Origin of the sequence: Gordonia sp. IEGM753 (genome assembly GCF_050321825.1) — a bacterium.
Taxonomy (GTDB): domain Bacteria; phylum Pseudomonadota; class Gammaproteobacteria; order Pseudomonadales; family Pseudomonadaceae; genus Aquipseudomonas.
In genome coordinates, this window is sequence record NZ_JBNQGB010000001.1 from 2,723,656 (window position 1) to 2,735,365 (window position 11,710).

The following is an 11,710-nucleotide window of genomic DNA, read 5'->3' on the forward strand; positions in this document are numbered from 1 at the left end:
GGTGGTGATTCCCGGATTTATGTCGTTAACGCAGATCCCGTAGGAAACCGGCTTGCCGGTGATGACGATTCCAAAGACGCCATCGCCGGCAAGCCGTTCTCCTAGGACCTGTGCGGGTATTAGGTATCACCCTGCTGAGCGATAAACCTGATTGCGACCACTGCGTTTCGCTTGATAAAGCGCGTCATCGGCACGAATCAGCAGCGCTTCGGGATTCTCACCCGGCTGAACCATTGCGACGCCAAACGAGGCCGTGACCGTATCAAGAACATCGCCGTTGCCACGAGCCTTCACCCGCAGCGATTGGATTTTCAGGCGTAATTGTTCAGCGAACGCCGCCGCCGTGGCGAGATCGGCGCATTGCTCCAGCACCACACAAAACTCTTCGCCGCCGTAACGCGCTGCCGTCGCGTGAGGTGGTAAAGCGCTGCGCAATACTTGCCCGACATGTTGCAATACCCGGTCGCCCAATGGGTGACCGTATTGATCATTGAACTGCTTGAAATGATCGATATCGAGCATGACCAGCGCCACACCCTGGGTCGCATTACTCAAGGCCTGTTCCAGCAAACGAGTCAACGCCGAGCGGTTCAGCAGCCCGGTCAAACCATCAAGGGTCGCGGCCAATTGAGCGCGCTGAAGTTTGCTGCGCAGGCTTTTGATTTGGTCTTGCGCCGAATGCAACTGGGACAGAAATTGCTCCTGCTGGCTTTGCATCAACTGCGTACTGTGCTGCAGCTCACTCAAGATGCCCGGCAGCCGTTCGTCCACCGGGGCCTCAAGCATTTCCAGGCATTGCCCCAGACTGGATTGAAAGTTGAGACTTCCTGCCACGCTGCGCGAGACGTCTCGCGCCATGTCGTCAACCAGATTGATCGCTTGTTGTTGCCCGGCGCGGGCGTCTTCCAGCTCATCACGAATGATGTAATCGCGAAAAAGTCTGCTCGCGGATTCGGGCGGGAAGCTATCGAAGTCTTTGACGACCCGATCCAGATGCCGATTCAGCTCTGGGTCCTGGCCTTTGCTGTAGGTGTACCAGAGTGCGTAATGCACCGGATTGGGCGGGATGTTATGACGGACCATCAGCGGTACAGCTTGTTTGAGCAGAGCCGCCGCCTCGCGGGAATCTTCCGGATACAGCGCTAGAACAGTCGCTCGCGTCTCTGATTGGCTCATAACATCACTGTAGTTGTTAATCATTGGCAAATGGAAACCGCGCTGAGCATAACCGTACGTCTGGAAAACGGCTATCCCACGGGCCTAAACAATGCGTTGATCGAGCAGCTACAGATAAGTGGGTCGAATATTGCGATGCCCGGACGGTACGCTGGTAGCGCTCTGCACACCGATACAGCCGCAAGCACACCCACTCACGTTTGCTACCAACCTTGTAGCTGTCGGTAACACCTGGCCCCATTGTGGTGCGAATCGACAACAACTTTTCGCGCCCCTCCCCGCCCCACAAGGCCAGCGCCGGCGTGGCGTACTTTGTGCATCACAACGCAATCCAATCCCGCTTGAAGTCACCATGCGCCCCAAGGAACTCAAACTCTGGACCACCGGTGTCGCCCACCTGCTTGACCTGCCTCCCGGGCACGCACGGTTAGCGGGATTGAGCCACTGGCTGCGGCAAGTGTGCCCGGTCGACCATTTCGTTCTGTTCGTGTACGAAGGCAACCATCGGCCACTGGCGTTGTTCGATACCTTTGCCGCCGACAAGCGCGCGGTGTATGTCGACGACTACCAATGCGGGCCTTACCTGCTTGATCCGTTCTACCTCGCCTGCACGCGCGGGCAGGCACCCGGGCTGTGGCGTTTGCGCCAGTTCGCACCCGACCACTTTTACCTTGGCGAGTACTACCTGACCTATTACCAGCAAACCGGCCTGGCGGAAGAAGTGGCGTTTTTCGTCGACCTGGGCGACGGCGCCATGGCCGTTCTGTCGCTGATGCGTTCTACCGCCAGTTGTGCGTTCGGCCGGGACGAGATGCAGTTGATCGAGTGCGCACAAGCCGTGGTCGAACAGGTGATCAATGAAGCCTGGCGCTTGCGTCAGGCACAGCAGCCACGCCCGGCGCAGGACCTGGATTTCAAGATTCGCGAGGCGTTCGATCAGTTCGGCGCGCACATCCTCACCACGCGTGAACAAGAGATCGTGCAGTTGCTGTTACGCGGTCACTCCAGCGCCTCGGTGGCGGAGCAATTGAGCATCAGCCCCGGCACGGTGAAAATTCACCGCAAGAACATCTACGCCAAACTCGGCATCGGCAGCCAGTCGGAATTGCTCGGGCTGTTTATCCGCGACCTCACGGACAATCAGCTGCAAGCCTCAAGTGACAAGCCGCAAGAGAACCGCAGTCGCACTGTGCGCTTGTAGCTTGTAGCTGCCCCTATCCCCCAAGGGATATATACAGCGCAAAACCACGATTGCTAGTTTGGGCCCCGACGCACTGATTCATCACTGCAAGGGAGCCCGCCTCGTGAACAACAGCGTGAACGACAACCCGCCAAGCGATATCGAATTTTGCAACGTGGTCAAACGCTACGGCGAGGTGTCGGCCGTCAATGGCCTGAACTTCGCGGTGCGTCGCGGCTCATTCCACTCCTTCCTCGGTGGTTCCGGCTGCGGAAAAACCACCACCCTGCGCATGATCGCCGGCTTCGAACAGCCCACCAGCGGTGAAGTGCGCCTGTCGGGTAAAAACGTTGCCGGTGTGCCCGCGTTCGAACGCCCGGTGAACATGGTGTTCCAGCATTACGCGCTGTTTCCACACCTGACCGTGGCACAGAACATTGCCTACGGCCTGCGTTATCGCACCCCGCGCCCCGACAAGAAAACCCAGCTGCGCATGGCCGATGAAGCACTGGAGATGGTGCGGCTCAGCGGCTTCGGCCAGCGCAAACCGAGTGAACTGTCCGGCGGTCAACAGCAACGCGTCGCCCTCGCCCGGGCCTTGGTCAACAAGCCCACCGTGTTGTTGCTGGACGAACCGTTGGCGGCGCTCGACCGCAAGCTGCGCAAGGAAATGCAATCCGAATTACTGCGGCTGCAACGCGAGGTCGGCATCACCTTTGTGTTGGTCACACACGACCAGGAAGAAGCGTTGTCGATGAGCGACAGCATCAGCGTAATGCACAACGGATCGATCATTCAGACCGCCACCCCGGAACAGCTGTATGAGGCGCCGGCCAGCCGCTATGTCGCGGACTTTATCGGTGAATCCAATCTGTTCAACGGCACCGTCCGCCACCTGCAGGGCAATTCAGTGGTGCTGCGTACCGAGCAAGGTCTGGAGCTGACCAGCCCGCTGACGCCCACCGGTAAAGCCCTGAGCGCCGACGCCGCCGGTTGCATCGCTGTGCGCCCGGAACTGATCAGCATCACCTCTGCCAATGCCGAGATGGCCCGTGAAGTGAAGCTTCAAGGCTGCGTGGAGGACCGTATCTACCTCGGCAACTCCACCGAATACCGCGTGCGCACCCAAGCCTTTGGCGTGGTCTGTGTGCGTGTGCCGCGCCAGCAGGATCACGGCGCCAACGCATTCGAACACGGCGCAGCAGTGAGCGTCGGCTGGGACCACGCCAACGGCTTGGCCATGGCGTTGTAAATCATCGATTCGTTTCATCAACCGGATGGGGAGCGTGCTATGGACCAGAAAACATTTATCAAAACCTTGCGTAGCTGGCAGAACGGCTCGATCAGTCGTCGCGAATTTCTTGGCCGCACCGGCCTTGGGATTGCTGCAGCGGTGGTCGCCACCAACATGCCCGGCCTGCTGACGTCCACCGCCGAAGCTGCCGAGCAGGCGAAGCTTGGCGATCGCCTGTCGCTGGCGACCTGGCCGAATTATCACAGCCAGGAAAACCTCGATAACTTTGCTAAAACCACCGGTGCGCGCGTTTCGATGAGCGTGTTCGGCTCCAACGAAGAAATGCTCGCAAAACTGCAAGCCGGCGGCAGTGGCTGGGATGTACTGGTACCGACCAATTACACCATCAGCACTTACGTGGGCCTGGGTTTGATCGAACCGCTGGACCTGTCACGCATTCCCAACTTCGATGCCGCAGCTTTCCAGCAGAAATTCATGGCCCAAGGCACAGTGGACGGCAAGGTCTACGCGGTGCCGAAAAACTGGGGCACCACTGGCATGCTCTACGACACCGCCAAACTGAAGAATGGCCCCACCAGCTGGAAAGAATTCTGGGCTGCCGCGCAAGGCCCGGCCAGTGGCCGGACGATGGTTCACGATTACCAACTGACCGCCATCGGCAACGCCCTCAAAAGCTTCGGCTACAGCTTCAATTCCCTGGACCCCAAGGAACTCGCCGATGCCGAGAAACTGCTGATCGAGGTCAAGCCGCACCTGTTTGCGATCAACTCCGACATCCAGCCATCGATGCGCAGCGGCGATGCCTGGCTGGCGATGTCCTGGACCGGGGACGCTTCGCAGTTGCACCGGGACAACGCGCAAATGCAGTTCGAACTGGGCAAGGAAGGTGGCGAACTGTGGAGCGATTTCTTCGCCATTCCCAAAAGCTCGGAACACAAGGATGCGGCCTACGCCTTTATCAACTACCTGCTCGATCCGCAGCACAACAAACTGGAAGTGTTGAGCCACGGCTACCCGAGCGGCGACAAACGCGTGGATGCCTTGCTGCCGACCGCCATGCTCGACGACCCGATCATGTACCCGGCCGCAGAGGCGCTCAGCCCGCTGGAATTCGGTGCTGCCGCGACGCTCACCAGCCCGGCGCGCGCCGAACTGATGGCGCGTTTCAAATCCGCCTGATGCCTTGCCATGGCCAATGAGGAGTCACCCATGAACGCCGCCGCCCACCCGCAAACGGTGCAGCCGGGCAATGCCCTGTCAGTCGAGGTTCGCCAACGACGAAGCCTCGGCCGGCGGATCACCCTGCTGATGCTCTTGCCTTCGACCCTGTGGTTCCTGCTGCTGTTGTTGATGCCGCTGGTCATTATCCTGGTCTTCAGTTTCGGCGAGCGCAGTGCCGTGGGCGGTTACGCCGGGGGCTTCACGCTGGCCAATTACCTGAACCTCGGCTCACGTGGCGCAGCGTTCAGCAACACGCTGATGTTGGCACCACTGGGCACGCTGGTGTGCCTGGTGGCGGCTTATCCGTTGGCGTACTTTCTAGCGGTGAAGGTAGGCAAGAATCGCTCGTTGCTGCTGACGCTGGTGATTGTGCCGTTCTGGACCAGTTTCCTGATTCGCACCTATGCCTGGATCTTCATCCTCAGCGGCAAGGGTATTCCCGCCCTGCTCGCCAGCTTAGGCCTGGAATACGTGCGCCTGATCAATACGCCTTGGGCGGTGCTGATCGGCATCGTTTACGGCTACCTGCCGCTGATGGTGTTTCCCATCTACGTCAGCCTGGAAAAACTCGACAAGCGCCTGCTCGAAGCCTCGGCGGACCTGGGCGCCAGCGCCTTCGAAAGCTTTCGCCGGATCACCTTGCCGCTGTCTGCACCGGGAATCATCACCGGGGTGATGCTGGTGTTCATCCTGCTGATGGGCGAATTCCTGATCCCGGCGATTCTGGGTGGCGGCAAAGTATTTTTCGTCGGCAACGCACTGGTCGACCTGTTCCTGCAATCACGTAACTGGCCGTTTGGCAGTGCCTTGGCAATGACGTTGGTGGCGATGATGCTGTTGATCATCGGCGTGTATTTAAAACTGGTGGCGCGCTACGGCGGTCGTCCTGCCGATGGAGGGTTGTGACATGTGGCTGCGCAGCTATTCAACTTCGCTGTACCTGTTTCTCTACGCGCCCATCGCGTTGATCGTGGTTTTCAGCTTCAACGCCGGACGCAGTGGCCTGGCCTTTGAATGTTGCTCGACGCAGTGGTTTGGTCGCGCGTTCGGTAACCCGTTCATCATGGAAGCACTGGGGCACAGCGCGTTCATTGCCTTCACGTCAGCGGTCATCGCAACCCTGTTCGGCACCTTGGCGGTGTTCGGATTGCAACGTGCCGGACCCAAGGTTCGGCTGTTGTTCGATGCGTTGACCTATTGCGCAATCATTGTGCCGGGGATCGTCATCGGCATCTCGACGCTGATTGCGTTCATCAGCCTGTTCGATTTGATCAACCCGTTACTGGCGACATTGATCCCGAGCATGCCGCGTTTGAACATGGGATTTTTCACCGTGATTGCTGCGCATTCACTGTTCACCATGGCGTTGGTCATGGTGATCGTGCGCAGCCGTGTCGATTCGATGGACAAAGCCCTGCTCGAAGCTTCAGCTGATTTGTACGCACCGCCGATGCAGACTTTTTGGCGAGTCACGCTGCCGCAGATAAGCCCCGCGATCATGGCTGGGTTCCTGCTGGCGTTCACCTTCAGTTTCGACGATTTCATCATCGCGTTTTTCGTTGCCGGATCGGAAACCACGTTGCCGATTTACATCTTCTCCTCTATCCGCCGTGGCGTTACGCCAGAGATCAACGCCGTGTCGACGGTGATCATTTGTGCCTCGCTGGCATTGCTATTCACTTCCCGTTCTCTGCAAAACCGCCGCACCGGCGTCCAGGAGTCTCACCATGCGTGATCAGCTTTACATAAACGGCGAGTGGGTCAGCCCGGACCTGGGCGGTTATCTGGACGTTGTCGACCCGGCCACAGAGCAGGTCTTCCAACGCGTAGCCGCCGGCACTGAAGAAGACATTGATCACGCAGTACGGGCCGCGCGACGAGCGTTCGATAACGGTTGGAGCCAAACCACCGGCGCCGAACGTGCACAGTGGCTGGAAGCGCTGGCTGATGAACTGGACAATGGCCAACAAGCGTTGGCCGAACTGGAAGTGCGCGACAACGGTAAACCGCTGCCCGAAGCACAATGGGACGTTGGCGACGCGATTGGCTGCTTTCGTTACTACGCCGGCCTGGCGCGAGAACTCGACCAGCAACAGGATCAACCGCTGGCGTTGCCGGACTCGCGTTTCACCTGTCGCATCCGCCATGAACCGATTGGCGTCGCCGGGCAGATCATCCCCTGGAACTACCCGTTGCTGATGGCCGCATGGAAAGTCGCGCCGGCCTTGGCTGCGGGTGCGACGCTGGTGCTGAAACCGTCAGAGCTGACGCCGCTGACCGCGTTGGAACTGGCAGCTGCCGCCGACCGCATTGGCCTGCCAGCCGGGGTGTTGAACGTGGTCACCGGTTTGGGTGCCGACGCTGGCAGCCCGCTGACCGAACACCCGGGCGTGGACAAACTGGCCTTCACTGGCAGCGTGCCAACGGGTGCAAAAATCATGTCGGCGGCTGCGCGTGACATCAAGAACATCAGCCTGGAGCTGGGCGGAAAGTCTGCGTTCATTGTGTTTGACGACGCCGATGTCGACGCGGCGGTGGAATGGATTCTGTTTGGCATTTTCTGGAACCAGGGCCAGGTGTGCAGCGCGACTTCACGACTGCTGGTGCAGGAAAACATCGCCTCGCGGTTGATCGAACGCCTGGTCGAGGAAACCCGCAAGATCAGCATTGGCCCCGGCATGGAAGCAGGTGTGTTGCTCGGCCCGCTGGTCAGTCAAAGCCAGCACGAAAAAGTGCTCGGTTTCATCGACCAAGGCCTCGCCAGCGGCGCCCGTCTGTTGACCGGAGGTCGGCGGCCGGCGCACTTGCCTCAAGGCTATTTCATCGAACCGGCGATTTTCGACGAGCCCGGGCACAGCAGCATCCTCTGGCGCGAAGAGGTCTTCGGCCCGGTCTTGTGCATCAAGCGCTTCAAGACCGAAGAACAAGCGGTGCAAATGGCCAACGCCAGCCGCTTCGGCCTCGCCGGGGCGGTGATGAGCGCAGACATGCAACGCACCACCCGCGTCGCCAATCAACTGCGCGCCGGAATTATCTGGGTCAACTGCTCGCAACCGACCTTCGTCGAAGCGCCATGGGGCGGCATGAAGCACAGTGGTATCGGCCGTGAACTCGGCCAGTGGGGATTGCACAATTATCTGGAGGTGAAACAGGTGACCGAGTACGTCGGTGACCAACCGTGGGGTTGGTACCTGAAATAATCAAAGCCCTCAGATCAGCAGGTCCAATGTGTCAAACAGCTCAACATCCTCTGGCCGCGCCGAGCGGGCGCGGCGGCGGATGACCTGCAACAGGCATTCGACAAAGCACTGCGCGGCAACACCCAGTTGCGCGTTGCGCGGTGTGACAATGCCGATGGTATCGGTGGTAAAGGTTTCGACCAGTGCCAGCCGGCTCACCCGTTCGCGGTAACCCGGTACGGTCAGCATCGGTTCAGGGAAGTAGCTGAGCATGTCGGTTTGCTCGATCAGCGACAATGTCAGCTGCGGCGAGTGGGCGCGGTGGATGTGCTGCATGTCGATCTGCGCACCGTGCTGCCAGAACAATTCGGTCATCAACCCTTCGTGATTGGCATCCGGGTAGTTGACCACCCAATCCTGATCCAGCAAATCATGGATGGAACGGCAGTTGCGCAACGGGTGATCATGCCGGGCAACCACGGCCATCCGGTAGGCAAATATCTGCTCGCAGGCAAACTCTGGGCGCGGTAACAATGAAGACACCAGGCCGACGGCAAACTCCATGGTGCCGTCACGCAAACGCGGCAACGTCACCGCCATCAACCCTTCGAAAAGCTCCAGGCGCACTCGCGGCATGCGCTGCCGAAACAGGGTGACCACTTCGGGTAACAGGGTCATGCCCATCCACGGCGAGATACCGAGACGCAGTTGCCCTTCGGCCTGATCACTCAAATGCGCCAGCTCCAGCTGCGCACGCTCGAGCTGATTGAGCATCTGCCGGGCATGCTGCAGCAGTGATTGGCCATAGTGGGTCAGGATGACACCACTGGCATTGCGCACCAATAACGGCAAATTCAGCTGTTCTTCCAGTTCCCGCAACGCCTTGGCCACCGCTGTTTGCGAGACGCCCATTTGCCGCGCGGCTGCGCGAATGCTGCCGCAATCGGCAATCATCACCAACGCGCGCAATTGATGCAGCTTCATCCATTCCTCCTGACCGATAGTGCGGGTGTAAACCAACGGTTTTCAGCAGCCGGTTTTTGCGACTGCCACGGCATTCAGCAACTCATTAGGATCGCAGGGTATCAGTGCAACACCTGAAAACCAGCCATAAAAACAAGGAAAACCTGATGACCCAACACCCTGCGCTGCCCGGCATACGTGCGCTCGAAGCAGAGATGATCGCACTGCGTCAACACATTCACGCCCACCCGGAATTGAGCTTTGAAGAGTTTGCGACGGCTGATCTGGTCGCTGCCAAACTTGAAGAATGGGGTTATCAGGTGCATCGCGGCTTGGGCGGCACGGGTGTTGTCGGGCTGCTGCGCAACGGTGAAAGCCAGCGGATGATCGGCCTGCGCGCCGACATGGACGCGCTGCCGATTATCGAGCAAACCGGCCTGGCCTACTCAAGCCGTCACGAGGGCGTAATGCACGCCTGTGGCCATGACGGGCACACCGCCATGTTGCTGGCCGCCGCCAAATACTTGGCCGACAGTCGCGAATTCGATGGCGCGCTGGTGGTGATTTTCCAGCCCGCCGAAGAAGGCGACGGCGGCGCGCAACGCATGATGGATGACGGGCTATTCGAGCTGTTCCCCTGCGATGCGATCTTCGCCATGCACAACATGCCAGGGCTGCCGGCTGGCAAACTCGGCTTCCTGGCCGGGCCCTTTATGGCGTCGACCGATACCGTGAGAATTCGCGTCGAAGGCGTGGGTGGTCACGGCGCCATGCCGCACAAGGCTGTTGACCCGGTGCTGGTCGGCTCGGCCATCGTGATGGCGTTGCAAAGTATCGTCTCACGCAATGTCGACCCCCTCGACACGGCGGTCGTCACCGTCGGTTCATTCCACGCGGGCCTGGCGCCCAACGTGATTGCGGATCACGCCGACCTGCAACTGAGCGTGCGTGCCTTGAAGGCACAAGTGCGCGACGAACTGATTGCGCGAATCACACAATTAGCCGAAACGCAGGCGTCGAGCTTCGGCGCGCGCGCCAAGGTCGAGGTGGATGAGGCGCAGCGTTTCCCAGCCTTGTTCAATCACCCTGAAAGCACGGATTTTGCACGGCAAGTGGCGCTGGACTGGTTGGGTGAGGATGGGCTGATCCCGCACATGAAACCACTGACCGGCAGCGAGGATTTCGCAGTGATGCTGCAACGCCTCCCTGGCTGCTATTTGCTGATTGGCAACGGTGATGGCGAAGGTGGCTGCATGGTGCATAACCCAGGTTATGACTTCAACGATGACTGTTTGGCGACGGGTGCCAGCTATTGGGTACGCCTGGTCGAGCGCTTTTTGGCTTGATCTATCGACCTGGCAGTATTGCCCTCGCCTACAGGAGTCCGCTGCATGTCCACGCCCCTTTCCACGACTGTCCCTGTCGCTGCTGCTAAACGACGGCCCATCGGCGCACGCGCCATTGCCGCCATCACTATTGGCTCCGGCCTCGAGTTCTACGATTTCTCTGTCTATAGCTTCTTTGCCACGTTGATCGGTCGCCAGTTTTTTCCGGTCGAAACTTCACTTGGGCAACTGTTGCTGTCATTGGCAACGTTTGGCGTCGGTTTTGGCATGCGCCCGATCGGTGGGTTGGTGCTTGGCGCCTATGCCGACCGGGTCGGCCGTAAACCGGCGATGATGCTGACCTTGTGGCTGATGGCGCTGGGTTCCCTGATGTTTGCCATCGCGCCCACCTACGCGCAAATCGGCATGGCTGCGCCCATGATCATTGTGCTGGCGAGGCTGATACAGGGCTTCGCGATTGGCGGCGAAGTGGGTGCTTCAACAGCGATGCTGATGGAATACGCGGACGATAAAAGTCGCGGTTTCTACGGCAGTTGGCAGCTGTTCAGCCAAGGCTTGAGTTTCTTGCTTGGCGCGCTCGTTGCCTTGGCTCTTAGTGCCTCGTTGTCGCCCGAGGCGCTGGAAAGCTGGGGTTGGCGCCTGCCTTTTGTACTAGGCGTCCTGGTCATTCCGGTGGGGATTTATATCCGTCGCCATCTCAAGGAAACCGCCGCCGAAACACCTCAACACGAAGCAGCACCTTCCAGCATCCGGCTGATTTTTACCCGGTATCGTCGAATGATACTCACCGGTGTGCTGCTGGTGATTGGCAGCACGGCCTCCAGCTACATCGTGCTGGACTACATGACCAACTACACCGTGACCGTGCTTCATCTGCCGATGACCATGGGCACCACTGCCGCATGCCTCGGTGCGCTGGTGCAAATAAGTTTGTCGATATGGGCCGGCCGGCTCAGTGATCGCATGGGCCGGCGTCGGACGATTGCGCTGGGCAGTTTTCCGATGTTGTTGCTGATTTACCCGGCCTTCATGCTGATGAACCACTTCCCGAGCCTGGGCACGCTATTAGGCGTGTCGCTGGTGACGACGCTGCTGCTGGTGTTGATCACCGTGCCGACATTGGTCTTGGTGACCGAGCTGTTTCCACGGGCGATCCGGGCCACCGGGCTGTCGATTGTGTATTGCCTGGGTGTCTCGGTGTTTGGTGGTTTTGCGCAGTTTTTCGCAACCGGACTGATTGGCCTGACCGGCAACAATAACGCACCGGCGCTGTACGTGATGGTGTGCCTGTGCTTGACGTTGACGGGTTTGGCAATGGCAAAAGAGACCGCCGGAAAGCCTCTGGACTAACGAGACCTGTCGCTCATTCACCCTTGTGCAGGAGCGAGCC

The 11,710-nt window shown here is 59.4% G+C and carries 10 protein-coding genes; 8 read left to right on the forward strand and 2 right to left on the reverse strand.

All coding sequences use genetic code 11. The features are described 5' to 3' along the window. Window positions 1-126: 126 nt before the first annotated feature. Window positions 127-1,176: a diguanylate cyclase domain-containing protein gene (locus ACQR3R_RS12180; RefSeq protein WP_428272435.1), complete on the reverse strand. Its 1,050-nt coding sequence runs from the start codon at window positions 1,174-1,176 to the stop codon at window positions 127-129. Between the two features lie 352 nt (window positions 1,177-1,528). On the opposite strand from ACQR3R_RS12180, the gene ACQR3R_RS12185 reads away from it, so the two are divergent. The 6 genes from ACQR3R_RS12185 to ACQR3R_RS12210 all read left to right on the forward strand — a co-directional run bounded on the left by ACQR3R_RS12185 (window position 1,529) and on the right by ACQR3R_RS12210 (window position 8,032). Further along, window positions 1,529-2,377, forward strand: coding sequence for a LuxR C-terminal-related transcriptional regulator (locus tag ACQR3R_RS12185; protein ID WP_428272437.1), 849 nt, complete (start codon window positions 1,529-1,531; stop codon window positions 2,375-2,377). Window positions 2,378-2,480: 103 nt separating this feature from the next. Further along, the gene (locus ACQR3R_RS12190; RefSeq protein WP_428272438.1) at window positions 2,481-3,608 is read left to right on the forward strand and encodes a polyamine ABC transporter ATP-binding protein; all 1,128 of its coding nucleotides are present in this window, start codon (window positions 2,481-2,483) and stop codon (window positions 3,606-3,608) included. 39 nt (window positions 3,609-3,647) lie between these two features. After that, window positions 3,648-4,790 carry an extracellular solute-binding protein gene (locus ACQR3R_RS12195; protein WP_428272439.1) on the forward strand — a complete coding sequence of 381 codons (1,143 nt, stop codon included), beginning with the start codon at window positions 3,648-3,650 and terminating at the stop codon, window positions 4,788-4,790. Window positions 4,791-4,820: 30 nt separating this feature from the next. Continuing rightward, window positions 4,821-5,738, forward strand: coding sequence for an ABC transporter permease subunit (locus ACQR3R_RS12200; RefSeq protein WP_428272440.1), 918 nt, complete (start codon window positions 4,821-4,823; stop codon window positions 5,736-5,738). Window position 5,739: 1 nt separating this feature from the next. Further along, window positions 5,740-6,567 (forward strand): ABC transporter permease subunit, encoded by an 828-nt coding sequence (locus ACQR3R_RS12205; protein ID WP_428272441.1) that lies wholly within the window; start codon window positions 5,740-5,742, stop codon window positions 6,565-6,567. Further along, window positions 6,560-8,032 carry an aldehyde dehydrogenase family protein gene (locus ACQR3R_RS12210; protein WP_428272443.1) on the forward strand — a complete coding sequence of 491 codons (1,473 nt, stop codon included), beginning with the start codon at window positions 6,560-6,562 and terminating at the stop codon, window positions 8,030-8,032. The genes ACQR3R_RS12205 and ACQR3R_RS12210 overlap by 8 nt, the downstream gene beginning before the upstream one ends. A gap of 9 nt (window positions 8,033-8,041) precedes the next feature. On the opposite strand, the gene ACQR3R_RS12215 is transcribed toward ACQR3R_RS12210, so the two are convergent. Then, a complete protein-coding gene (locus ACQR3R_RS12215; RefSeq protein WP_428272444.1) occupies window positions 8,042-8,995 on the reverse strand; it encodes a LysR substrate-binding domain-containing protein in 954 nt (317 codons plus the stop codon). 146 nt (window positions 8,996-9,141) lie between these two features. On the opposite strand from ACQR3R_RS12215, the gene ACQR3R_RS12220 reads away from it, so the two are divergent. After that, window positions 9,142-10,320, forward strand: a complete 1,179-nt coding sequence (locus ACQR3R_RS12220) for an amidohydrolase (RefSeq protein WP_428272446.1) — start codon at window positions 9,142-9,144, stop codon at window positions 10,318-10,320. A gap of 45 nt (window positions 10,321-10,365) precedes the next feature. Beyond that, a complete protein-coding gene (locus ACQR3R_RS12225; RefSeq protein WP_428272447.1) occupies window positions 10,366-11,670 on the forward strand; it encodes an MFS transporter in 1,305 nt (434 codons plus the stop codon). Window positions 11,671-11,710 lie beyond the last annotated feature (40 nt).